Source organism: Flavobacterium sp. Sr18 (assembly GCF_011064265.1).
In the GTDB taxonomy this organism is placed as follows: Bacteria; Bacteroidota; Bacteroidia; order Flavobacteriales; family Flavobacteriaceae; genus Flavobacterium; species Flavobacterium petrolei.
In genome coordinates, this window is record NZ_CP049329.1 from 1,937,501 (window position 1) to 1,962,855 (window position 25,355).

At 35.8% G+C, this 25,355-nt stretch carries 22 protein-coding genes; 11 read left to right on the forward strand and 11 right to left on the reverse strand.

Going from position 1 to position 25,355, the window contains the following annotated elements; genetic code table 11:
• Nucleotides 1-45: 45 nt before the first annotated feature.
• From G7A72_RS08610 to G7A72_RS08625, 4 genes are all read right to left on the reverse strand, one after another.
• Nucleotides 46-1,047 carry a VWA domain-containing protein gene (locus G7A72_RS08610; protein ID WP_165152173.1) on the reverse strand — a complete coding sequence of 334 codons (1,002 nt, stop codon included), beginning with the start codon at nt 1,045-1,047 and terminating at the stop codon, nt 46-48.
• Nucleotides 1,047-2,678 (reverse strand): hypothetical protein, encoded by a 1,632-nt coding sequence (locus G7A72_RS08615; protein WP_165152174.1) that lies wholly within the window; start codon nt 2,676-2,678, stop codon nt 1,047-1,049. Before G7A72_RS08615 ends, G7A72_RS08610 begins: the two co-directional genes overlap by 1 nt.
• A 17-nt stretch (nt 2,679-2,695) precedes the next feature.
• A complete protein-coding gene (locus G7A72_RS08620) occupies nt 2,696-3,559 on the reverse strand; it encodes a DUF58 domain-containing protein (RefSeq protein ID WP_165152175.1) in 864 nt (287 codons plus the stop codon).
• 81 nt (nt 3,560-3,640) lie between these two features.
• Entirely contained in the window at nt 3,641-4,645 is a 1,005-nt protein-coding gene (locus G7A72_RS08625; protein WP_165152176.1) for a MoxR family ATPase, read from the reverse strand.
• A gap of 212 nt (nt 4,646-4,857) precedes the next feature.
• Here G7A72_RS08625 and G7A72_RS08630 point away from each other — a divergent pair, with 212 nt between their 5' ends.
• From G7A72_RS08630 to G7A72_RS08640, 3 genes are all read left to right on the forward strand, one after another.
• Nucleotides 4,858-5,730, forward strand: coding sequence for an aldo/keto reductase family oxidoreductase (locus tag G7A72_RS08630; protein ID WP_165152177.1), 873 nt, complete (start codon nt 4,858-4,860; stop codon nt 5,728-5,730).
• Nucleotides 5,731-5,778: 48 nt separating this feature from the next.
• Nucleotides 5,779-6,534 carry an SDR family NAD(P)-dependent oxidoreductase gene (locus G7A72_RS08635; protein ID WP_165152178.1) on the forward strand — a complete coding sequence of 252 codons (756 nt, stop codon included), beginning with the start codon at nt 5,779-5,781 and terminating at the stop codon, nt 6,532-6,534.
• 85 nt (nt 6,535-6,619) lie between these two features.
• A complete protein-coding gene (locus G7A72_RS08640) occupies nt 6,620-7,759 on the forward strand; it encodes an ATP-binding protein (protein ID WP_165152179.1) in 1,140 nt (379 codons plus the stop codon).
• A 20-nt stretch (nt 7,760-7,779) separates the two neighbouring features.
• Here the strand turns inward: G7A72_RS08640 and G7A72_RS08645 are convergent, their stop codons facing one another.
• Nucleotides 7,780-8,559, reverse strand: coding sequence for an alpha/beta fold hydrolase (locus G7A72_RS08645; RefSeq protein ID WP_165152180.1), 780 nt, complete (start codon nt 8,557-8,559; stop codon nt 7,780-7,782).
• Nucleotides 8,560-8,911: 352 nt separating this feature from the next.
• Here G7A72_RS08645 and G7A72_RS08650 point away from each other — a divergent pair, with 352 nt between their 5' ends.
• Together G7A72_RS08650 and G7A72_RS08655 are read left to right on the forward strand one after the other, a co-directional pair.
• Entirely contained in the window at nt 8,912-9,637 is a 726-nt protein-coding gene (locus G7A72_RS08650) for a metallophosphoesterase family protein (protein ID WP_113664818.1), read from the forward strand.
• Between the two features lie 132 nt (nt 9,638-9,769).
• Complete coding sequence (locus tag G7A72_RS08655) at nt 9,770-10,267, forward strand: DUF6646 family protein (RefSeq protein ID WP_113665456.1); 498 nt, start codon at nt 9,770-9,772, stop codon at nt 10,265-10,267.
• Nucleotides 10,268-10,361: 94 nt separating this feature from the next.
• Here G7A72_RS08655 and G7A72_RS08660 read toward each other — a convergent pair whose 3' ends face one another.
• The 3 genes from G7A72_RS08660 to G7A72_RS08670 all read right to left on the reverse strand — a co-directional run bounded on the left by G7A72_RS08660 (nt 10,362) and on the right by G7A72_RS08670 (nt 13,782).
• The gene (locus G7A72_RS08660; RefSeq protein WP_165152181.1) at nt 10,362-11,915 is read right to left on the reverse strand and encodes an aldehyde dehydrogenase family protein; all 1,554 of its coding nucleotides are present in this window, start codon (nt 11,913-11,915) and stop codon (nt 10,362-10,364) included.
• 177 nt (nt 11,916-12,092) lie between these two features.
• Nucleotides 12,093-12,632 (reverse strand): 3-hydroxyanthranilate 3,4-dioxygenase, encoded by a 540-nt coding sequence (locus G7A72_RS08665; protein ID WP_113664816.1) that lies wholly within the window; start codon nt 12,630-12,632, stop codon nt 12,093-12,095.
• Between the two features lie 40 nt (nt 12,633-12,672).
• Nucleotides 12,673-13,782: an endonuclease/exonuclease/phosphatase family protein gene (locus tag G7A72_RS08670; RefSeq protein ID WP_165152182.1), complete on the reverse strand. Its 1,110-nt coding sequence runs from the start codon at nt 13,780-13,782 to the stop codon at nt 12,673-12,675.
• Between the two features lie 163 nt (nt 13,783-13,945).
• Here G7A72_RS08670 and G7A72_RS08675 point away from each other — a divergent pair, with 163 nt between their 5' ends.
• The 4 genes from G7A72_RS08675 to G7A72_RS08690 all read left to right on the forward strand — a co-directional run bounded on the left by G7A72_RS08675 (nt 13,946) and on the right by G7A72_RS08690 (nt 16,810).
• Entirely contained in the window at nt 13,946-14,947 is a 1,002-nt protein-coding gene (locus G7A72_RS08675; protein ID WP_165152183.1) for an LD-carboxypeptidase, read from the forward strand.
• Nucleotides 14,948-15,008: 61 nt separating this feature from the next.
• A complete protein-coding gene (locus tag G7A72_RS08680) occupies nt 15,009-15,368 on the forward strand; it encodes a YraN family protein (RefSeq protein WP_165152184.1) in 360 nt (119 codons plus the stop codon).
• A gap of 109 nt (nt 15,369-15,477) precedes the next feature.
• Nucleotides 15,478-16,134 (forward strand): aspartate kinase, encoded by a 657-nt coding sequence (locus tag G7A72_RS08685; protein ID WP_073354429.1) that lies wholly within the window; start codon nt 15,478-15,480, stop codon nt 16,132-16,134.
• Between the two features lie 67 nt (nt 16,135-16,201).
• Nucleotides 16,202-16,810 carry a transposase gene (locus tag G7A72_RS08690; protein ID WP_165152185.1) on the forward strand — a complete coding sequence of 203 codons (609 nt, stop codon included), beginning with the start codon at nt 16,202-16,204 and terminating at the stop codon, nt 16,808-16,810.
• Between the two features lie 51 nt (nt 16,811-16,861).
• On the opposite strand, the gene mfd is transcribed toward G7A72_RS08690, so the two are convergent.
• Nucleotides 16,862-20,230, reverse strand: coding sequence for a transcription-repair coupling factor (gene mfd / locus G7A72_RS08695; protein ID WP_165152186.1), 3,369 nt, complete (start codon nt 20,228-20,230; stop codon nt 16,862-16,864).
• Entirely contained in the window at nt 20,223-20,828 is a 606-nt protein-coding gene (locus G7A72_RS08700; protein ID WP_165152187.1) for a hypothetical protein, read from the reverse strand. Before G7A72_RS08700 ends, mfd begins: the two co-directional genes overlap by 8 nt.
• A gap of 313 nt (nt 20,829-21,141) precedes the next feature.
• Between G7A72_RS08700 and G7A72_RS08705 the strand changes: the two genes are divergently transcribed.
• Together G7A72_RS08705 and G7A72_RS08710 are read left to right on the forward strand one after the other, a co-directional pair.
• Nucleotides 21,142-22,092, forward strand: coding sequence for an L-threonine 3-dehydrogenase (locus tag G7A72_RS08705; RefSeq protein ID WP_165152188.1), 951 nt, complete (start codon nt 21,142-21,144; stop codon nt 22,090-22,092).
• A gap of 119 nt (nt 22,093-22,211) precedes the next feature.
• Nucleotides 22,212-23,417, forward strand: a complete 1,206-nt coding sequence (locus G7A72_RS08710) for an FAD-binding oxidoreductase (protein ID WP_165152189.1) — start codon at nt 22,212-22,214, stop codon at nt 23,415-23,417.
• Between the two features lie 63 nt (nt 23,418-23,480).
• Here G7A72_RS08710 and G7A72_RS08715 read toward each other — a convergent pair whose 3' ends face one another.
• Nucleotides 23,481-25,355 (reverse strand): M1 family metallopeptidase, encoded by a 1,875-nt coding sequence (locus G7A72_RS08715; protein ID WP_165152190.1) that lies wholly within the window; start codon nt 25,353-25,355, stop codon nt 23,481-23,483.

The following is a 25,355-nucleotide window of genomic DNA, read 5'->3' on the forward strand; positions in this document are numbered from 1 at the left end:
TTTTAGTCGCAGTTTTCAGTTACAGTTTTCAGTTTGCGACTGTCATTATATAAAGCTTTTAAAAACCGTATTCCTTAATCCTACTTCTACCAATAATAAAAAACCGGCGAACCATATAAAAGGTCTGAATTTTTCATCATAATCATAGAATTTTAATTCTTCGATTTCAGTGGTTTCCAGTTTATTGATTGAAGCATAAATCTCGGCTAATTTGCTGTTGCTTGTAGCTCTGAAATATTTACCGTCTGTTTTTCTGGCAATATTTTTCATCAACTGCTCGTCAATTTCCACTTTCATCATTTGGAACAAAAACTTCCCATTTGGCGCGATAGCATAAGGAAACATGGCCATTCCATTAGTTCCAATTCCAACGGTATACACTTTGATTCCGTATTGTTTAGCAATATCAGATGCCGTTTCCGGCTCGATAAATCCAGCATTATTCACACCATCAGTCAAAAGAATAATCACCTTGCTTTTTGCCTGACTGTCTTTCAATCTATTCACAGCAGTCGCTAATCCCATTCCTATTCCGGTTCCGTCTTGTAAAACATTGTCGTATTTAATGCTGTTGATAGCATCCAGAATTACGGCTTTATCGCTGGTTACCGGTGTTTTTGTGTACGCTTCAGAGGCATAAACCACAAGTCCTATCCTGTCATTTGGTCGTTCTTCAACAAAATCAGCGGCTACTCGTTTCAGGGCTTCCATTCTATTTGGTTTCAAATCTTTGGCTAGCATACTTCCTGAAACGTCAATTGCCATAACAATATCAATTCCTTTAGTAGTTTTTGTTTTATTACTTACATCGACTGTTCTTGGTCTTGCCATAGCTACAATCAAAGAGCATAAAGCCAAAATTCTAAGTACATTCAACATCGGCTTTAGCTTTGTCAAATACGAGTTAGAACCTTTAAATCCTTCTAACGAGCTTATTTTTAACGTGGCTGATTGATGGTTCTTTTTTCGCATGAACCAGACAATTACAACTGGAATCAGCAGAAACAACCAAAAAAATTCTGGGTTTAAAAATGTTATTTTGTCCATTATTTACTTGCTTGTTTTAATTCGACAGCATTCAAAACGCGTTCCGATATTTCGTTGCCATACGTATCTCCTTCTTCATGAAAAATTAAAATCTGTTGCAATCCGCCTTCCTGGCTAAACAATATTGCTTCATAATACATTTTTGCAGTAGTCTTATTGTCACTATCAATTTGGGAGAACGTTCCGTAGGCTTTCAATCCTTTGACTCCTTCATTAGTTTCAAAATCTTCTTGTTTTACAATCATGTTTTGAGCTCCTTGCGCTTCCAGTGATTGCAATGCACCGTCCATAGATTTTGCCAAATCAATTTGCGTTTCTGCTTTGAATTTTAGTGTAGAAACCATCACATAAAAACGGTCTAAAAGACTTCCATAAGCAAAAGACTGCATTTCTTTGATCAAAGCCATTCCGTTTTTAGGGAGTGTTTTTGTCAAATCTACTCTCTTAAGCACTTTTGGTGTTTCTATGATAATTCCAGGATTTCCGTACTCACTTTTTACCCATTCACCTTCCAATAATTCTTTTGTGGGATGACCAATAATATTGTCTTTTACATAATCAAACCCTTTGGTAACAATGAAAAAAGTAGTGGTCGCTGCCAATAAAAAAACAACCGAAGCCACCGCAGTTACGATGCGTTTGTTCCTTTGTTTGCGCAATTGAATTTGGATTTGTTTTTGTCTTTGCGCTTCATTCAACAACATGTCTTCCTCTACCGGAATTTCCACAGGAATTGAATTGTCTAATGTAAGAATTGCTTTTTGAATCTTATTTCGGTCTTCAGTGATTTCAAAATCCAATGGTTTTGACTTAGCAAATTTTACTAAATCGGCTTGTTTCAAAACACGCTCCAAATTTTCAATTATTTCCTGCGAAAGCGTCATTTTCTTTTTTACAGAAGCTGCTCTAAGACCTTGAATCAATTCCGAAGTCGTACTTTCCATAGCCGGAATTTCAATTGCTTCTTCGATATAATTTCTTGCGATATCAGTCAATTCACTATAATAGGCTTTGACTTCTCCTTTTTGCCAAAGTTCCTTTTTCTCTAAAGTATCCAGCAAAGTAGTCGCTTTCTCGATTGGAGTTTTATAAATTTCTTCGTGTAGTTTCTTTTCTTGGCGTTTTTTAATAAACCAATAAATAAAAGCTCCAATACCTACAATCAAAGCAATAATCAACAGGTATTTCCACCAATCACCAATCGGGTTATCTGCTAGAGCAATGTCCTTAATGTCGAACATTTTTTGTTTCAAAGTATCCACTTGAACATTTGCCACTTCAACCAAAAGTGAATCCGTCAAAAACGGTTTGCTGTTGATAAAAATCCTGATACTTGGAACCACGTATCTACCAGAATCAAATTGGGTTAAACCGTATTTTTTGATTAATTCATAACGGCCGTCCATTTTGACAGTGTCAATAGGATACGACTGAATCACCTCTAAAGCTCCAAAGTTTTTCAATTTGGGAAAAATCACTTTAGACGAAGTATCAACAGTAGTTTTTATGGACAGTTTAAATTCCGCACCAATTTTATTTTTAGTAGTGTCAATACTTGTGACTACTTGCTTTTGTTGTGCAAAAACCGCAGTCGAAAGCAGCAATAGTAGTAGGTATAATTGTTTTTTCATCTTTTATTATTGAACCCTTATCTCGATTTGAAATAACTTAATAATTTCGTCACATAACTTTCGTCAACTCTAGTGTTTACAACACCGGAACCTGATTTACTGAATGTTTCTTTAAAATAATTGACTTTGTCGCGGTACTGTTTTTCATAATTCATTCGCACTGCTTTAGAACCGGTATTTATCAATTCGACAGCTCCGGTTTCAGCATCAAGCATAGAAACCATACCTAAATCCGGCATTTTTTCTTCTCGAATATCGTACACGCGAATCCCAGTTATATCGTGTTTTTTTGCAGCAATTTTTAATGTTTGCTCATAATCTTCCGACATGAAATCAGAAATCACAAACACAATCGCTTTCTTTTTTTGAGTTCCCGATAAAAATTTTAAGGCTTGAGCAATATCTGTTTTACGGCTTTTAGGCTGAAATTCTATCAATTCCCGAATGATTCGAAGTACGTGTGATCTTCCTTTTTTTGGCGGAATATACAATTCGATTTCATCGGAAAACAAAATCAAACCTATTTTATCATTGTTTTGAGTTGCTGAAAAAGCCATCGTTGCAGCAATCTCCGTAACAATGTCTTTCTTGAATTGATTTTTCGAACCAAAACTTTCTGAACCCGAAATATCAACCATTAACATCATGGTCAATTCGCGTTCTTCCTCAAAAACTTTTACGTGCGCTTCGTTGTAACGTGCGGTCACATTCCAATCAATCGCACGGATATCATCTCCGTACTGATATTGACGCACTTCACTGAACTTCATTCCACGCCCTTTGAAAGAAGTATGATACTCTCCCGAAAAGATGTGATCGCTCAATCTTCGGGTTTTGATTTCTATTTTTCGGACTTTTTTTAAGAGGTCTTTTGTATCCATTTTTAATTTGTTTAAAGTTTAAAAGTTTAACGTTCCAAGTTCGTAATCCAACTACTTGAAAGCTTAAACCTTAAACAAACTTTAAGGTACTTCTACTTCGTTTACGATTTTGTTGATGATGTCCACTGAAGTAATATTTTCGGCTTCCGCTTCATAAGTAACTCCAATTCTGTGACGCAATACATCATGCACTACCGCGCGAACATCTTCTGGAATAACATAACCACGACGTTTGATAAAAGCGTAACATTTTGCGGCAGTCGCCAAATTGATACTTCCACGTGGTGACGCTCCAAAACTGATTAATGGTCTCAAATCAGCTAATTTATATTTCTCTGGATAACGTGTGGCAAAAATGATATCAAGTATGTATTTTTCTATTTTTTCATCCATGTAAACCTCACGAACTGCTTCCTGAGCGCGTAAAATTTGTTCCACTGAAACTACAGCATTTACTTTTTCGTAACTCCCTTTTAGGTTTTGACGAATCACTAAACGTTCATCTTCCATTTTTGGATAATCAATAACCGTTTTCAACATGAAACGATCGACCTGAGCTTCAGGTAATTGATACGTTCCTTCTTGTTCAATTGGATTTTGAGTAGCCAAAACCAAAAATGGTCTGTCTAATTTGAAAGTAGTATCTCCAATAGTCACTTGCTTTTCCTGCATCGCTTCCAGTAATGCCGATTGCACTTTAGCAGGAGCACGGTTAATCTCATCGGCAAGGACGAAATTAGCGAAGATCGGTCCTTTTTTTATGGAGAATTCATTAGCCTTAATGTTGTAAATCATTGTTCCCACAACATCAGCTGGCAATAAATCCGGTGTAAATTGAATTCTGCTGAAAGATCCCTGAACGGCTTGCGAAAGGGTGTTTATCGCTAAAGTTTTTGCTAATCCCGGAACACCTTCCAATAAAATATGTCCTTGACCCAAAAGTCCAATTAACAAACGCTCCACCATGTGCTTTTGACCCACAATAACCTTGTTCATTTCCATTGTGAGAAGGTCTATAAATGCACTCTCTCTTTCGATTTTTTCATTGATTGCTCTGATGTCTAAAGTCGCCGTATTTTCTTCCATTTTATTATTTTTAAAACCTTGAATTTAATGCCTTCGTTTTGAAGGTGCAAATTGAATTTTTTTTTAGAAGTAAGATGTTAATAAATGGTTAAAACTTCAATAAAACCCCTAATTTTAAGGACTAATTGTGATACAATTTTTATATTTTTAAGAACTTTGAAAAATATACTTTGAATTACAAGATTTACGCATTTCAATAAAAAATAAAAACCATGAGCAAAACAAAATTATCACCCATTGTAGCGGGAGTAATGAATTGGGGAATTTGGGATAAAAATCTCAATACCAAAGAAATGGAAAACATGATTAATGTGTGTTTAGAAAACAAAATCAGCACCTTTGACCATGCCGATATATACGGAGATTACACCACCGAAACTGACTTTGGAAAAGCGTTCGCTTCCAGCAAAATTCCGAGAGAAAAATTACAATTGATTTCGAAGTGTGGTATCCAAATGGTAACCGGAAACCGAGACAATAAAATTAAACATTACGAGTATTCTAAAGAGTACATTATATGGTCCGTTGAGAATTCCTTAAAAAATTTACAGACGGATTATTTGGATGTTCTTTTACTCCACAGACCAAGTCCCTTGATGCAGGCGGATGAAATTGCCGAGGCGGTTCTAAAACTAAAATCAGACGGAAAAATTATCGATTTTGGACTTTCTAATTTTACGTCTTCACAAACAGAATTAATTAGTCAGAAAACAGAAGTTTTATACAATCAGGTGCAATTTTCGGCAACAAATTTTGAGCCAATGGTGGACGGAAGTTTTGATTTTATGCAAGCCAACAACATTCGACCGATGTCATGGAATCCGCTTGGATCTGTTTTTAGAAAAGATATTCCACAAACCAGACGATTGAAAAAATTACTGGCGACCTTGGTTTCAAAATACCATTTGGGGTCGGATTCAATTTTACTTTCCTGGATTTTAAAACATCCGGCGCAAGTAATTCCTATCGCAGGAACGGTAAATGTGGCCCGAATTCAATCATTGATGAAAGCAGTAGAATTAGAATTAGACAAAGAAGATTGGTTTGCCATTTGGACCGAAAGCATGGGGAATGATGTAGCCTAAAATAGTGTTCAGTTCAGCAACTTTAGAATCAAAAACAGAAAAAAAATCATGACTAAAACAGCCTTAGTGACTGGAGCAACCAGCGGAATTGGTAAAGCAACAGCACAAATATTAGCTAAAAACAACTATAAAATTATTCTTTGCGGACGCCGTGAAGACCGATTAAATGATCTGGAAAAAGAACTTTCGGATTTTACTGAAGTGCATACTTTGTCCTTTGATGTTCGCGACAAAAAAGCGGTTTTTGAAAGCATCAATTCCATCCCGGAAGCTTTTTCCACAATTGATGTTTTGATTAATAATGCCGGAAATGCACATGGTTTAGATCCCATTCAAAACGGGGATTTAGACGATTGGGACGCCATGATTGACATCAATGTCAAAGGTCTTTTGTATGTTTCGAAAGCAATTATCCCACAAATGATCGAACGAAAATCAGGTCACATTATCAACATTGGTTCCATTGCCGGAAAAGAAGTTTATCCAAACGGAAACGTCTATTGCGCCTCCAAACATGCTGTTGACGCCTTGAGCCAAGCCATGAGAATGGACTTAAATCCTTACGGAATTCGCGTGGGTGCCATTCATCCTGGTGCCGTAGAAACAGAATTCAGCGAAGTACGTTTTAAAGGCGATACGGAGAAAGCTGCTAATGTTTACAAAGGTTTTGAACCTTTACATCCAGAAGATATCGCTGATATTATTCACTTTGTAGTTTCCAGACCATACCATGTAAATATTGCCGATTTGATGGTGTTACCCACAGCGCAAGCCTCGGCGACTATTTTAAAAAGAGATATTTAAATTTGATTTTTTAGATTGTTGGATTCTTAGATTATTAGGAGAATCTAAGAATCCAACAATCTAAGAAAACTAAAAATCTAATTATATGATCAACAAACGTATTCTTATTAAAAATCTGCTGGCTCACAATGATGAGAGTAGTTTTTATGATAAAAAGCGTCAGTTGAATTTGCATACACGGGAAGGAAAAGCCAAGTTTCTCAAACATATTTGCGCGCTGTCAAATTCGAATCCTACAAACAATTCCTACATTGTAGTGGGTGTGGAAGATCATGACAATCTTATTGTGGGCGATGATTTTTTTGACGACAGCAGGATTCAGAATTTAGTGAATGCATATCTGGAGAATCCTCCGAAAATTCAGTACGAAAATGTGCCTTTCCCAAATTTGCCAAAAGATAAAGTGATCGGACTGGTAACGGTCAAGCCAAAAAGCAAAACTTCCCATTTCAAAAAAGGAATTCACACGATTCCTGCCAACAGTATTTTTATACGGCGAGGCAGTAACACGATGCCGGTTGAAGGCGAAATTGAAAAAAATTACCAGAATACGGAAACCGTAATTGGAATCGAAAATAACTCAAGAAACAGCATCGAATATACACTCGATGGCGTTATTGATTTCATGAATTTTCGCCACAAGGATATGGCGCCAAAGTATAAAGTATTCAAAGAATTATTTGTGATTTGCTGGGCTGGAATTGCCAAAAAATCTCGTGAGAAAACGTATTTATCACGCGTAGATATCGAATTGATAAACGAACAAATCAAGCTGTTTTATTCGGCTCAGGATGTGGTCGAAATTACTTTTGACGAAGATACTTTTACCATTATTGAATATGTTCCTTTGGGCTTGAATGACAAAACGAGCTATTATCCTTTAGAAAAACAAACGATTCATTTTCATGATAATGGCTATTATAAAATTGAAAGAGAAATGCTGTTTCAACCACCGGAATTCAACAAGAAAATGTTATTTCACATTTACAATGCCAATATTGCTCTACTGAAAAAACTTCAAAAAGGGCTTTCGTTATCCGAAAGAGAGCATAAAGATTTAGAGAATTTACCTTCTACTTTTATGATTTGTTACCTCAACGGTTTCGAAGAAGCCAAACAAAAACTCATTGATGCAAAAACACTGATAAAACCTTTCAACCAAGTGTATTTATCATTTAAAGAGGCGTTGCGGATTTTGAGAAAGATGAAATATGATGTGCAGTAACTACAATTATTTTATAAATTTTACTCGGTAAGAAAGCCCAATACATAAGCATTAATTTCTCTTTTTTGTCTTTTATTTCCTCTGTCATTCATGTCATTATGAATGGTGTTTGGGAGTTTAATAATTTTTATTCCAAACTTTTCTTGATCTGTAACAGTAGGCAAAACTCCTTCATCTGCAGGTTGGTCACTGGAGCGAAGCGAGTAAATTTTAGGCGTAGAAGTTCTGGGCAATTCCATTCTACGGTTGTCTAACGAAATTATTTTATCAACTAATTTTGGATATTTATGAGCAAACAAAACCGTCATATCACCTCCATTGGAATGTCCAATTAGATTTACATGCTTGAAATCCAATTCTGGTTTTATTTTTTTCAATTCATTCAGAACAAACAGGATATTCTCTACTCCTCTTTCCCAATTTGATCGTCGCACAATTTGGGGGATTCCCGTCAAAGGCAACAAATCATCCGTTGGTAATTCATGCTGAATACTGACTACATAATAGCCTTTGGATGCTAACTTTTCCGTTAAGTATGAATATGATTTATTTGCGAAAGGCTTATTTTCTCCATATCCATGACTGATTATTACCAATTGTTGATTTGAAATTTTATCATTTACAATTGGTAAACAAAACGCTACCGGAATTAATCTGTTTCTGGAAGAATCCAGCCAATTAGCGCTATCTGACTTGATTTCAAATTCTTGGTTATTGACTTTTTCAATAGTTACGTTTTTATTAGTCGCACAACTTAATAAAAGGAAAAAAACCAGTATTTGTAAGTAAATTTTAAGCATTCATCTGATTAAAAAGTAATTTTGAAACAAATTTAGTAGCTTTTTTATTAAATAAAAGCCATCAATTCTTTTAGAAATTGACAAATCATTTTAGCTAACAGCAATGATAACGTAATAAGTGTACTCATTTGAAAAAAGTTTAAGTTTTTTTGTAAAACTAATCCGAAAAATTAAATAAAACAATCACCTAAAACAGTGATATTTCAATTTCACGTTATAACACGAATTCTTTAATTTTTTTAAAAAAATAAACTAAAAAAGCTTGGTTCATCGCACTTTTACCTAATTTTATGACTTGAAAAATAGTATTCATTTTCTGCTATTTTTACATTAATAAAAAGAAAAACAGTACATGAGAACACTTGTTATAGGCGATATCCATGGTGGTTTGCGAGCGCTACACCAAATTATGGAAAGAGCCAAAGTTACTAAAAAAGATACCCTGATTTTTCTGGGAGATTACGTTGATGGCTGGAGCCAATCCCCTCAGGTACTTGATTTTATAATTGATTTACAAACCAAACAAAATTGTATTTGCATTCGCGGAAACCACGATGATTTACTGCTGGAATGGCTTGATGAAAGCAAAGACAATCTGTTGTGGTACAAACATGGCGGGGAAGCGACGGTTTTGGCCTACGAATCTGTTAGCGCAGAAACAAAGCAAAAACACATTGAATTCCTAAAATCATTGGCTAATTTTCATCTGGACGAGCAGCGTCGTTTGTATGTTCATGCTGGTTTTACCAATATGAATGGTGTCGATTTCGAATATTTTCCCGGCCTTTTTTATTGGGATAGAACCTTATGGGAAACCGCATTGGCATTAGACACAACAATGAAAATTGACCACCCGTTTTATCCAAAACGTTTTACTTTATACGAAGAAATCTACATTGGTCACACGCCCGTAACCCGAATAGGTGAAACCACGCCCGTACAAAAGGCAAATGTTTGGAACGTAGATACCGGAGCGGCTTTCAAAGGACCATTAACTATTATGGATGTTGACAGTAAGGAATTTTGGCAAAGCGAACCTTTGAACCAATTGTATTTTGATGAGAAGGGAAGAAATTAGATTTTATTGAACTACTTTTGCGCCACTAAAAAAAAATAAGAGTATGAAATGAGCATAACCGAAAATTGGTCGCAAACACCAATGAAGCTATGCGAATTCTATATTCCATTAAAAAACAAATATTATCTTCATATGAAAAAGATTATTACATTACTATTGCTATTGACTGTTGGTTTGATTAATGCGCAGGCTTTCAAAGGAAAAGGCGACGTTAAATTTGATGTTGGAGCTAACCTTCAAAACGGAGGATCAGGAATTCGTGTTTCTTCTGATTTTGGTGTTGGAGAAAACATGTCATTCGGATTTGTCACTTCTTATTTGCTATCCGTTTCTAATGATGATTTAGGAAACAAACCTGATTTTGGAGATAGAGTAGATATTAAAGGACGATTCAATGCAAACTTGGGAAATGTTTTTGAATTAGATCCAAAAATGGATATTTACCCAGGATTGGATTTAGGTTTAAGAAATTTTGGTGCACATTTAGGTTTCCGTTATTTCTTTACAGAAGGTTTTGGTATATTCACCGAAGCTGGAATTCCAATTGCCAGTTACAAAACAAATCCAATAGGTTTTGATAAATTGAACAACCAATTCACGTTTAATATTGGTGCTTCTTTCAATTTGTAAAACACTTTTCACAACAATTCTCGAAGCAATTTGAAATAAAAAAAGGCAATTTGAACTATTCAAATTGCCTTTTTTAGTTTATTTTATTTTAGTCCTACAAATCAAATTTAATCCCTTGTGCCAAGGGTAGACTTGTTGTGTAATTAATGGTATTCGTTTGTCTTCTCATATATACTTTCCAAGCATCAGAACCTGATTCTCTTCCGCCACCAGTTTCTTTTTCACCACCAAAAGCACCTCCAATTTCTGCACCGGAAGTTCCTATGTTTACATTTGCAATTCCACAATCAGAACCTACTACAGATAAGAAAAGTTCTGCTTCACGCAAATTATTAGTCATAATAGCGGATGATAGTCCTTGCGCCACTCCGTTTTGAATTGCGATAGCATTCTCCACAGTTCCTGAATATTTCAATAAATATAAAACAGGTGCAAAAGTTTCGTGTTGCACGATTTCGAAAGAATTTTCAGCTTCTGCAATTGCTGGTTTTACGTAGCAACCACTTTCAAATCCTTCACCAGAAAGCACGCCACCATCCACGAGGATTTTCCCGCCTTCGGTAACAACTTTTTCTAATGCTTTATTGTACATTTCCACAGCATGCTTATCAATTACAGGACCTACATGATTGTTTTCATCCAAAGGATTTCCAATACGTAATTGTTTGTAAGCCGATACAATTGCATCTTTAACTTTATCATAAATACTTTCGTGAATAATTAAACGACGTGTTGATGTACAACGTTGTCCTGCCGTTCCTACCGCACCAAAAACAGCACCAATAACCGTCATTTTGATATCAGCATCCGGAGTTACAATGATGGCGTTGTTTCCACCTAATTCCAATAATGATTTTCCAAGACGACCTGCAACTGCTTGCGCAACAATTTTCCCCATACGAGTAGAACCCGTTGCAGAAATCAATGGCACACGCTTGTCGTTAGTCATCATTTCACCCACTTTGTAATCTCCATTTATCAAACAGGAAATTCCTTCTGGAAGGTTATTTTCTTTGATTACTTCGGCAATGATATTTTGACAGGCAATTCCACAAAGTGGTGTTTTCTCAGATGGTTTCCAAACACAAACATCGCCACAAATCCAGGCTAAAGCCGTGTTCCAAGCCCAAACGGCAACTGGAAAATTAAAGGCAGAAATGATTCCAACAACTCCCATTGGGTGGTATTGCTCATACATTCTGTGACCTGGACGTTCGGAGTGCATTGTTAATCCGTGTAATTGACGCGACAATCCCACTGCAAAATCACAGATGTCTATCATTTCCTGAACTTCACCATATCCTTCTTGCAATGATTTTCCCATTTCGTAGGAAACTAACTTGCCTAAAGCTTCTTTATTTTTACGTAACTTTTCGCCAAACTGACGCACGATTTCACCACGTTGTGGCGCAGGCATCACTTTGAAAGTTTTAAAAGCTTCGGTAGCGGTTTGCATTACTTTTTCATAATCAGCAGCCGTAGTTGTTTTTACAGTACCGATTAGCTGACCGTCAACTGGTGAATAACTTTCAAGAGTTTCCCCATTTGAAAAATGGTTTATCCCGGTTGACGTCCCTTCATTTATGGCTTTTACACCCAATTGCGCCAATGCTTCCTTCATTCCGAATTGATCTGCTATTGTTATCATTGTAACTTTTTTATTAAAAATTGTTATATTTTTTTACAAATATATTGATTTAAGGTTAAATAGTAAACGTTACTACTTATATTTTCATTTTTTAGCCCTGATAGAAGCGGCATCCTTTATAGGTCTCGTTTTTTAAGAGACAAAGATACAGCGTATAGCAGGATGAGCTCCTGAAAATTATTTTTTGGCAACAAATCGAGGGTCAGTTTCCATTACAGTTCCGCATTTTTCGCAGGTTCTCAAGCGTTCCGAATTGTAGAAATGTTCGAAATGAGGCAAGAAATCTTTCTCGATATTATGCAGTTCAAAATAGACTTCGTGAAGCTTATGATTACAAGTATCGCAAAACCAAAGCAAGCCGTCTGTAAATCCTTGTCCGGCTCTTTTTCGTTCGATGACAAGCCCAATAGAACCTTCGGAACGAACTGGAGAATGCGGAATTTTTGCGGGATTAAGATACATATCACCGGGATGCAATTCCATTTCTTTGCGCTCGCCGTCTTCCTGAACAATCACTTTTATGGAGCCTTCAAGTTGGTAAAATAACTCTTCGGTTTCGTTGTAATGATAGTCTTTTCTAGCGTTTGGACCCGCAACAACCATAACGATATAATCACCGGATTCTGTATATAAGTTCTTGTTACCAACGGGCGGTTTGAGCAGATGACGGTTTTCGTCAATCCATTTATTGAGGTTGAAAGGTTTTGCTATTGCCATGATTTTTATTTTAATTGTAAAGTTATGAAATATTAAAACGTTATTTTTTTTCCTTAATCAAATAAATATAGACCGGAAAATGGTCGCTGAATCCTATTTCGGTGGTGGAATGCCGCAACGGATATCCTTTGTATTGTCCGCTATTTTGTATCAAGAATGACTTGTTGTAAATTCCTGCTTTCCAATATCGAAAGCTGGAATAATCCGTTTGCAGCAAGGTTTCGGAAACCATTATTTGGTCAAAAATATCCCAAGCATCCCGAAATGCGATGGTTCCAAATCCCCTTTTGGCCATTTCTTCGAATGGATTGTAAATTCCAAACGGAAGCACATCTGCCTTTTTTGCTTTGGCGCCAAGCCCAATTCTGACGCTTTTATTATACGGTCCGTCATTCAAATCACCCAACGTAATCACTTTTGCGTTTGGATTTATCCGTTGTAAAGAGTCTATTATTTTTCGGTTTAATGCGCCGGCGGCCTCGCGAAATGGACTAGATTTTTTCTCGCCGCCTGAGCGTGACGGCCAGTGATTGACGATTATATTGATTTCCTCACCATCGAGAAATCCCGTTACCAAAAGTTGATCTCGCGTATAAACCCGATAATTTTTGGTGCTTATTTGCAATTCATCATCTGTTTTTTCTTCAGAACTTACTTTGGAACTTTCATTCGTATTTCCGCTTTGTTTATAAATGTACAACGGAATATTGCTGTAACTTGTGGGCTGAAATTTCTTTTTCTGATACAACAACGCCACATCGATTCCTCTTTTATCAGGCGAATCAAAATGGATGATTCCGTAATCTTTCTCGATTAATTTGGGTTGTTTGACTAAATCCTCCAATACGCCTCGGTTTTCTATTTCGCACCCGCCAATAAATGTAGGTGAATCGGTATTTTCCGCAGAACCTATTTCAGACAAAACGCGGACTAAATTCCGTAATTTTTTTTCATATTTATCGTAGGTCCATCGCTGCAAACCCGTTGGCGTCCATTCTTCATCAAAAGTATCCGGATCGTTTATGGTGTCAAAAAGGTTTTCGAAGTTGTAAAACGTTACGGTATGAATGACGTATTTTTTCTGTTGCGCAGTAGATTTTATTATTGGAAAAAATAAAAAAAGAACAGGAATCCAGTGGGTAATTCTCATAAGTATTATTTATTTCCGGTCGTTAATTAGATTTTTTTTTAAAATCAGCTTATTGTAAAAATAGTGATTTGAGGTGAATTTATAATTATTTTCTAATTGTCTATCTTTGTTTTTATCATTTAAAGACCATACCACTAGAATTTTTTCAGAAAAGCATTAAAGCATGAACATAAACCGATTTACTTTTATACCACGCCCTACTATAATATATCAATTTCTATTGTTTATTTTTGTTTTACAATCTTTCAACAGCCAAGCGCAATATAACATGATTACACCGCCTAATTTACAAAAAGGAGATACAGTAGCAATTTTGGCAACAGCCCGAAAAAATACAGATGACAACTTGAAACCCGCTATTGCTCTATTGAAAAGTTGGGGTTTAGAAGTAGTCATTGGAAGTACGATAGGTTTAGATAATGACCAATTAGCCGGAACCGACGAACAACGTGCCGCCGATTTTCAGCAGCAACTGGACAATCCAAACATCAAAGCAATCTGGTGTGTAAAAGGTGGATACGGAACCGTACGGATGATTGATTTACTGGATTTTACTGCGTTCAAAAAAAATCCGAAATGGATTGTTGGTTTCAGTGATGTGACTGTTTTACACAATCATTTGAATACAATGGGTTACAAATCCATTCACGGAATCATGCCAATAACCGCTCCTAGAGCAACTCCTCAAGCGATAGAAACACTGCGAATTGCGTTATTTGGTGAAAAATTGTCTTATGAAATAGATCCATTCCTGATGAACAGACCCGGAAAAGCTACCGGAGAATTAGTGGGCGGAAATTTATCGATTCTATACAGTTTGTTCGGTTCCCCATCCGCGATTGATTGTACTGATAAAATATTGTTTATAGAAGATTTAGACGAATATTTGTATCATATTGACCGCATGATGATGAACTTGAAACGAAATGGCTGTTTGGAAAGTATCAAAGGAATTGTTGTGGGTTCGATGACAAAAATGAAAGACAATGACATTCCATGGGGAAAAAATGCCATTGAGATTATAGAGGATATTACCAAAAAATACAATATTCCCGTCTTGTATAATTTTCCTGCCGGACATATTCAAGACAATAGAGCATTGATTTTAGGAAACAAAGTGACTATGTATGTCAATGAAAAATGCAGTACGTTGGTTTTTGAATAAAGACAATTCGATTTAAGATTGCAGCAGTTTAAAAACCTTAAACTAAAAACAAAATTTTTCAATGGCGGAACACAACGAACTCGGAAAACTTGGAGAAGAAATGGCGGTCGAATTTCTACGAAAAGACGGTTACACCATTTTAGAAACCAACTGGACATTCCAAAAAGCCGAAATAGACATTCTCGCCCAAAAAGAAAATATACTTGCCATAGTTGAAGTCAAAACCCGATCCTCATTAGAATTTGGCTTGCCTCAGGATTTTGTAAAACCAAAAAAAATTCAGCTACTTGTAAAGGCCGTGGACGCTTTTGTCAACGAAAGAAATTTAGATATTGAAGTCCGTTTTGACATAATAGCTATCCATAAAGAAGGGAAATCTTTTGTAATTGAGCACCTTATCGATGCTTTTTATCATTTTTAATTGATTTTTTGAATGTTATATTTGTAACAAATTGTTTTTTATTTATATTTGCGTCATATTTACACACTAACTACGCGTATAATAACAACCAACTAAAAAAAATTACATCATGAAAACTGTTTCTTCCATTGTAGAAAACTACATCAAAACAAAGCCTTTTTTACTAAATGCATTATCATTAGGCATCATTAATTTGACCTCATTATCCCGAAACATAATGACCGAATTAGAAAGTGAATTTGGCAAGGAAGTAAAACAAGGTGCAGTTGTTATGGCTTTAAAAAGACTAACAGAAGAACTGGATTTTAGGTTAAATCACAAGATTAACAAAGTCATCAAAAATATCGGAGAAATCACGGTTCGTTCGGCTTTAACGGATTATACTTTTGCAGCATCCGACACCGTTTTGAATAAACAAGCCGATTTAATTACAGATATCAATACGCTACCGGATATTTTTTACACTTCATCCAGAGGAGTGAACGAAACCAACATTGTGGTTAGCAACAGTATCAATCATTTAGTAGACAAGCATTTTGCTACTGAAAAACTGATTCAAAAACTAGATAACTTAGCTTCGATTACGGTAAAATTACCCAAAGAAAACATTGTCGTTCCTGGAATTTACTATTTCATTTTTCAACGTTTGGCCTGGGAAGGAATCATCATCAATGAAGTAATTTCGACTTCTAATGAATTTACTATCTTAGTGAGTGAAGAACAAGTTGATGTTGCTTTTAAAGTGATTAAGGATTTGAAGAATTAGAAAATTCCGCTAATCAACAAAGCTTCCAGCCTTCAAAAGGTTGGAAGCTTTTAAACTAAAAAACATTATGAATCCAATTCCTCTTGAAAACGGTAAATACTATCATATTTATAATAGAGGCAATAATGGAATCGATCTGTTTTATGAACTTGAGAACTATAAACATTTTTTGAGATTATACGAGAAATATATTGACCCCGTAGCAGAAACTTATGCTTGGTGTTTGATGAAAAATCATTTTCACATTTTGGTTTACATCAAAGAAACTGAAGAAATTGATAGTACAAAGTTAGAATACTCTTCAACTGATAAACCAAAAATAGTTAGTGCTTCAAAACAATTTTCAAATTTATTCAATGCTTATACTTTAGCTATGAATAAACGATATAAAAGGACAGGTAGTTTATTTGAAAAAAACTTTAGGCGAAAAGTAGTTAATTCAGAAACTTACTTTCAAAAACTTGTTTTTTATATCCACAATAATCCGGTTCATCATAAGTTCGCAGAACACATCATAGAATACCCTTGGACTTCTTATGGAACAGTTATCTCAAACAAGAAGACAAAATTACAAAGAGAAAAGGTAATAGAATATTTTCATGATTTGGAAAATTTTAAATATTATCATTCTAGTAATCCAAATTTGGATGAAATTGAAGCATTGATTATGGAGTAAGTTTAAAAGAAAGCTTCCAGCCTTTTGAAGGCTGGAAGCTTTGGCAATATCTTATTCTCCTCCCAATAGCTCCATCAATTCCAAAGCAGTTCTAGTATTCTTCACATTGTCAAAAGTCAAGAGCAATCGCAAACCAGCTGGTGTTTGCTTTTCTTTCATTTTGCATAAATTAGGATGTTTTTGTACAAACTGTAACACCTTATGAAAACGATTCGATTGGTAATAATCGGATTGCTGATCCGAGATAAAATAACCAATCATCTTGCCTTGTTTCATCACTAATTTTTCGATTCCAATTCGGGTTGCAATCCATTTGATTCGAATACTATTCATTAATGCTTTGGCTCGTGGCGGCATTGGTCCAAAACGGTCAATCAATTTATTTTGGAAAACAATCAATTCTTCTTCGTTTTTGACTGCGCCTAATTCATTATACAAACTCAATCGTTCAGAAACATTATTGATATATTCATCCGAAAACAACAACTCAAAATCAGTATCGATTTGCAGGTCTTTGACATATTCTTTAGTTTCCAAATTGTTTTCCTCCGGATATAAATCCTTGAATTCGTTTTCTTTCAATTCGTCAATGGCTTCGTTCATGATTTTTTGGTAGGTATCAAAACCAATTTCGTTGATGAAACCACTTTGCTCGCCACCCAATAAATCTCCGGCACCACGAATCTCTAAATCCTTCATCGCAATATTGAATCCGCTTCCTAAGTCGCTGAATTGTTCCAAAGCTTGAATTCTCTTTCTGGCATCATCGGTCATGACAGAATATGGCGGACAAATAAAATAACAGAATGCTTTCTTGTTGCTACGTCCTACTCGACCGCGCATTTGATGCAAATCAGACAATCCAAAATTATTCGCATTGTTGATAAAAATCGTATTTGCATTAGGAACGTCTAATCCGCTTTCGATAATGGTTGTTGCTACTAAAACATCAAATTCTCCGTTCATGAAAGCCAACATTAATTCCTCGAGTTTCTTGCCATCCATTTGGCCGTGACCAATTCCAACTCTGGCATTTGGCACCAAACGCTGAATCATTCCGGCTACTTCCTTGATATTTTCTATTCGGTTATTAATGAAGAAAACCTGTCCGTTACGCTGAATTTCATACGAAATCGCATCCCGAATAACCTCTTCACTAAAACCAACTACATTCGTTTCTATAGGATAACGATTGGGCGGAGGCGTTGTAATCACTGATAAATCACGCGCTGCCATTAGTGAAAACTGCAAGGTTCTCGGAATTGGCGTTGCCGTTAAAGTTAGCGTATCAACATTCGCGGCAATCGTTTTAAGTTTGTCTTTTACGTTGACACCAAATTTTTGCTCCTCATCCACAATCAATAGTCCAAGATCTTTAAAGACAACATTTTTGTTGACCAATTGATGGGTTCCAATGACAATATCAAGTTTCCCTTCGGCTAATAATTTTAAGGTTTCTGCTTTCTGTTTGGCGGTTCTAAAACGGTTTAAATACCCAACAGAAACCGGCATATCTTTCAATCGTTCTGTAAACGTTCTATAATGTTGGTAGGCCAAAATAGTTGTTGGAACTAAAATCGCAACTTGTTTGCTGTTATCCACAGCTTTGAAAGCTGCACGAATGGCAACTTCCGTTTTTCCAAAACCTACATCTCCACAAACCAAGCGATCCATCGGGCGATCACTTTCCATATCGGCTTTTACCTCTGCCGTTGATTTAGTTTGGTCCGGCGTATCTTCATAAATGAACGAGCTTTCCAGTTCATTTTGCAAATAACTGTCGGGCGCAAACTGGAATCCTTTTTCGAGTCTTCTTTTGGCATACAATTGAATCAAATTGAATGCAATATGTTTGACGCGTGCCTTGGTTTTTTGTTTTAAAATCTTCCAAGCATTTGAACCCAATTTGTAAATTTTGGGTGGCGTTCCGTCTTTTCCGTTGTATTTAGAAATTTTGTGCAGCGAATGAATACTCACGTACACAATATCATTATCGGCATAAACGAGCTTGATGGCTTCTTGTGTTTTACCTTCTACTTGTATTTTTTGCAACCCTCCAAAACGTCCAATTCCGTGATCAATGTGCGTCACATAATCCCCAACCGAAAGTGTCGTCAGTTCTTTTAAGGTGATATTCTGCTTTTTCGAATAGCCGTTTTTAATATTGAATTTATGGTAGCGTTCAAAAATTTGATGATCGGTGTAACATGTTATTTGATTTTCTTCATCAATAAATCCTTGGTACAAAGGCAAAACAATGGTGTTGTATTGCTTGCGGATATTTTCAGAATTCGCTTCGTCTAACGTTTCAAAAATATCATGAAATCGTTTCGCCTGAGCTTCGTTCGAACAAAATAAATAATTCTTGTAACCGTTGAAATGATTTTCGTTCAGATTATTCAATAACAAATCAAATTGTTTGTTGAAAGACGGTTGTGGCTGAATGTGAAATTCGAATTTTTTGTTGGTTCTAAAAATAGCTTTTGAACTCAATTCCACAATCGAAAAATCCAACGCTCTTTTTATAAATGCTGCTTGATTCAAAAACAATTGTTCTGGCGTAGAACGTTTTATTTCCTGCGACAATTTTGCGAAAGCTTCTTCGGCTTTGCCAAATTGTTTATCCAATTGCAATAAAAAATCTTCGGTATTTTGAATGAAAATTACTGTCTTCTCCGAAATATAATCCAAGAAACTTTCTCGGTTTTCCTGAAAAACTTTGTTTTCCACATTTGGGATTATTGTAATCTTTTTTTGCGTTTCAATAGACAATTGCGTGGCAACATCAAACGTACGGATGCTCTCTACTTCATCTCCAAAAAACTCAATTCGGTACGGATTATCATTCGAAAATGAAAATACATCGACAATTCCTCCACGAACCGAAAATTCTCCGGGTTCCGTAATGAAATCGACTCTTTTGAATTCGTATTCGAACAAAACTTCATTGATAAAGTCGATGGAAATCTTATCCCCAACAGCAACTTTCAACGTGTTTTTGTCCAATTCTTTTCGGGTTACTACTTTCTCGAAAAGCGCTTCGGGATAGGTAACAATAATAGCCGGTTTCTTGCGGGAATTGATTCGGTTTAGCACTTCGGCGCGAAGCAAAACATTCGCGTTGTCCGTATCTTCTATTTCGTACGGGCGACGAAATGAACCGGGATAAAAGAGCACATCTTGCTCCCCAATCATCTGTTCCAAATCGTTCAAGTAATACGCCGCTTCTTCTTTATTGTTTAAAATAACTAAAAAAGGAAGCTCCGATTGTTTAAATACAGAACGAATTACAAACGAAACTGCAGAACCCAAAAGTCCCGAAAGCTGCATTTTTACTTGATTATTTTCTAATAACCGCGCAACTATTTGCTGGGTTTTTGGCGAATTATCGTAGGTGTTGTATAAGATTTTTTTACTCAACGCGTGGAATATTTGGGTCGATTATAGGTGTATTGGGAATGGCTCTAGAAGTATCCATCATTTTCAACAAATCAGATTCTCCTTCCTCAAGCGGAATTTTACTTTTCTCCACAATTTTGTCCATTTGTCTTTGTAGCGAGACTAATTCCAAGTTGATTTCTGAAACTAACAACGTCACTTTTTTATCAGGAATATTATCCAAATGAATGAATAAATCCAGCAATCTAACTTTAGTAATCAACGTGGAAATCCTGCTTTTTATTTGAGGTTTGTTGTATTCATAAGGAATATTGTCGTTCAAAGCCAGCACTTTTTTCGAAAGCGCTTTTGATTTTTGCTGAAAAGCTTCGATCCTTTTTTTAGGTTTTTGCGCTAATTCAGCCAAAAACATACGCCATTCATTCCAAGATGCAATGCTTTTTTCACCCGCTTCGGTTACTGGCTCATCATATAAAACCCAACCTTTCTGTATGTTTGCGAATATGACTTCTTTTTTTTGTTTCTCTTTTTTATTTTCCGCAATACGTTTTTGATCGTCATCTTTACAAGAGAACAAAACAAGAACCAGAGAGAATAAAACGGCTATTTTATATTTCATGTGCGTCAATTTATCATTTTTTAATGGATGAAAGTAGTTCAAATACAGTTGTAATTTTTTAAAAAAGAAGTAATTATGACCCTTTAAAAATTTCCATTAATTTAGGTGCAAAGTTACAAAGTAAATTTACAATAATGAATTCCAGTACTGGAATAACAATCTAATATTGCCACACTGATTTTTATATTAAAAAACATGATAAATTAAGAAATTCAACATATTTTTAGGTACTGTTTTAAGATTTTTACAATCATTTTCATCAAAGTTGTGTTATTTACGAAAACGTTATCTTTGTTTTTCAAAACAGACAAAAATGAGTACAAAAATATTGATTATTGGCGCTTGTGGCCAAATAGGAACAGAGCTTACCCAAAAGTTGCGAAAAATATATGGAACCGAAAATGTAATAGCTTCGGATATCAGAAAGTTAAATATTGATGTGGTGAATTCTGGTCCATTTGAAGTCGTGAACGCTTTGGATTTTAATCAAATTGAACATTTGGTAGAAGTACACCAAATCGACGAAGTGTATTTGATGGCTGCATTGTTATCAGCAACGGCGGAAAAAAATCCTGCATTTGCTTGGGACTTGAATATGAATTCGTTGTTTCACGTTTTGAATTTGGCGAAAGCCGGAAAAATAAAAAAAATATTCTGGCCTTCGAGTATTGCGGTTTTTGGACCAACAACTCCGAAAGAAAATACCCCGCAATACACGATTATGGAGCCTTCAACGGTGTACGGAATCAGCAAACAAGCGGGAGAAAGATGGTGTGAATACTACCATAATATTTTTGGTGTAGATGTAAGAAGCATCCGTTATCCAGGTTTAATCAGTTGGTCATCGCCTCCTGGTGGCGGGACTACGGATTATGCAGTAGACATTTTTCACAAAGCACTTTCGGACAAAAAATACGAATGTTTTTTATCCTCAGAAACTAAAATGCCGATGATGTATATGGACGATGCCATTGCTGCGACCATCCAAATTATGCAAGCGCCGGCTGACAAAATAAAAATTCATTCTTCGTACAATCTAGCTGCAATGAGCTTTACGCCAACGGAGATTGCTGCCGAAATCAAGAAACACATTCCTGAATTTACCATCACTTATGAGCCTGACTTCCGTCAAAAAATAGCAGACAGTTGGCCAGCAAGTATTGATGATGCCGAAGCAAGAAAGGACTGGGGATGGAAACATGAATTTGATTTGGAAACGATGACAGTGGATATGTTGAAAAATTTGAGTGCCGAAAAAGTATAATTCTTTTATTTATATAGTATTCGGGTTTTAAAAAATTAGGGTGAAAATCTAGTTTTTTGAAACCCGATTTTTTTTAAAAATTATTTTTTTTAACTAAATTTGATAAAAACCTGAGCGCCATGAAACTAAAATCAAGTGAACCTTTTTGGTTGGTAAAAAACGGAATCATCAATTCCTATCCATCAGTAAGAGAAAATCTGGATACAGAAATTCTAATTGTAGGTGGTGGAATAACCGGCAGTCTTATAGCTCATCAATGTATGGCGGATGGTTACAAAACCATGCTGATCGATCGCAGAGAAATAGGTCACGGAAGCACATCGGCTACGACATCCATGTTGCAATATGAGATTGACGTGCCTTTACACCAACTAATTAATTTGATTGGAGAAAAAGCTGCAGTTGACAGTTATTGGGCGTGCTATAAATCAATTGATGATTTGAAGAAAATAGTGCAACAAGTAAAATCAGATTGTGGTTTCAAGAAAAAAGAATCGCTTTATTTTGCCGCTTTAAAGAAAGATGTTGGTTGGCTAAAAAAAGAATTCGAAGCTCGAAAAAAGATTGGAATGCCTGTAAAATGGCTCGAAGCCGATGAAATTGATAAAAAATTTCATATCAAGCATTCGCATGGTGGAATCTTATCGGAACAAGGCGGCAGTATAGATGCTTTCCAGTTAGCTCACGATATTCTAGCGTACGATCATAAAAAAGGATTGCAGATTTTCGATAAAACCGACATCAAAAAAGTTACTTACAAACAAAATGGTGTCACCGTTCTAACGGAACATGGAACTACCATCACTGCAAAAAAAATAATTTACTGCAACGGTTTTGAAAGTACCGAAATCATTAAAGACAAGTTTGTAAAATTACTTTCTACTTACGCCATTGTGGGAGAACGTTTTGAGGATGACCAATCATATCTTAACGACACTCTTTTTTGGAATACGGCAGAGCCTTACATGTATATGCGAACCACGGATGATAATCGATTGCTTATTGGTGGCGAGGATGAAGATTTTGTAGATGCTGCAAAAAGAGATTCCTTACTCAACGACAAGTCCGGTAAGTTGACTAAATATCTGAAGAAAATTCTACCTGATTATGATTTCAGAATGGATTTTGTTTGGGCGGGTACTTTTGGCGAGACCAAAGACGGTCTACCTTACATTGGAAAACATCCCAATTTTCAAAGCGCTTATTTTGTTTTGGGCTTTGGCGGAAACGGCATCACATTTTCAGTTATTGGAATGGAACTTGTTTCTGAAATGTTGAAAAACAAGAAACATCCTTTATCAGAATATTTTAAATTCCGAAGGTAATTCCCAGGCACCAATATTTTCATTAAACTGCATAAAAAAAGCCCTTTTCAGGGCTTTAAACTATTACTTTAATTCGTAGGTATTGTTTTCCTTCTTGATGTCAGCCATTAATCCGCTTGGATCAATAGTTATTTTCTTGATGGAAGCTTTTGATTTAGCAATGTTGAATTCAAACGTTGGGTACGCCCAAGCCCAATCATTCAAAACTGTTCTTTTTATAGCTGGATTCGGATTTTCTTTTTCAAAACTCATCATACGCAATGGAATGTAAAAACTTTCCATTGTTCCATCTGTGTACTCCACTAATAAATCAATTGGCATTGGCATTCTGCCTATTCTTCCTAAAGTAACCGTTGTTTTATCTGCATTTTCTTTTACATCATTGATTGCATAATCAATAGTATTTGTGGTTTGTGTCCAATCCGTCAAATACCAATCCAGATTTGCTCCCGTAATTCTCTCGGCAGATCTTTTGATATCATTTGGCGTAGGATGTTTGAATTTAAAATCGCTGTAATACTTTTTTAAAGTTTTCATGAGATTTTCTTTCCCTATCAAATACATCAATTGTGTCAGGAAAAGTTCTCCTTTGCTATACGAAGTAATGCTGTACACTCTATTTTCGTCAAAACGATCCGCATGTGTTCCTTGTGGTAATTCTTTTCCTGAATTTACCATTGAAAAATATCCAGCATACGCTCCCGTAAATGGGTTTTCTACTTTTTTATCTGCAATTTCATTCATTCCTAAATCTTCCAGGAAAGAAGTAAAACCTTCATCCATCCATCCGTGTTTTGATTCATTGGAAGCCAATACATGCTGGAACCAAGAGTGCGCCATTTCGTGAGCGGTTACTCCTAATAATCCTTCAAAACTTCCTTGCCCTAAAATCAACGTACACATGGCATATTCCATTCCACCATCGCCACCTTGAATTACGGAGTATTGTTTGTACGGATAATCTCCAACTGTTTTATTGTAAATTTCCATCAGCTGAACCGTTTTTGGCTGTAAATCTTTCCAGTTTTGTACAAATTTCGGATTGTTTTTGTACAAGAAATGAATATCAACCCCATTTGGTCCTTTGGCAATATCATGAATATAATTTTTATCAGCTGCCCAAGTAAAGTCATGAACCATTGGTGCATTAAAATGCCAAGTCAACGTTTTAGTTTTCTTTGGAACAGACACAACAATACCTTGATCTTGGTAACCGTGACCAATTTCGTTTTTGTTTTGTAAATAACCGGTACCACCTAAAACGTAATCCTTATCAATAGTAATATTTACGTCAAAATTTCCCCAAACTCCATGAAACTCTCTAGCGATATACGGATCGGCATGCCAACCTTCAAAATCAAATTCGGCAAGTTTTGGATACCATTGCGCCATTGATAATTCTACGCCTTCGGCATTATTTCTTCCGGAACGACGAATTTGAATGGGAACCTGACCATCAAAATCTAATGTGAATGTAGTTTTGGAATTGGGTAATATTGGCTTAGCCAAAGTTACTTCAAGAATAGTCCCAATCTCATTAGCATTAGCAACTGCTCCGTCTTGTTTGAAATTAGAAATTCGTAAGTAACCAATTTCATTTGGTTTCAAATTTTTAATGCGGCTTTCTTTGACTTCTTTATCACCAACTTTTACTTTGGTGACCATTCTGCCATCTGGATCTTTGATGCTTTGGATTCTTGCATCCATTTCGCTTCCAGGTTGAAAAGCATTATTAAACAAGTGATAATATACTTTTCTCAAAGTATCAGGAGAATTATTGGTGTAAACCAATTCTTGTTTTCCTTTGTATTGGTATGTTTTTACATCCATGGAAACATCCATTTTGTAATCTACATGCTGTTGCCAATATGAAGTGTTTTGGGCAAAAACAGTTCCGAAACTCAAAGTGACAAAAGAGAATAAAAGTAGTTTTTTCAT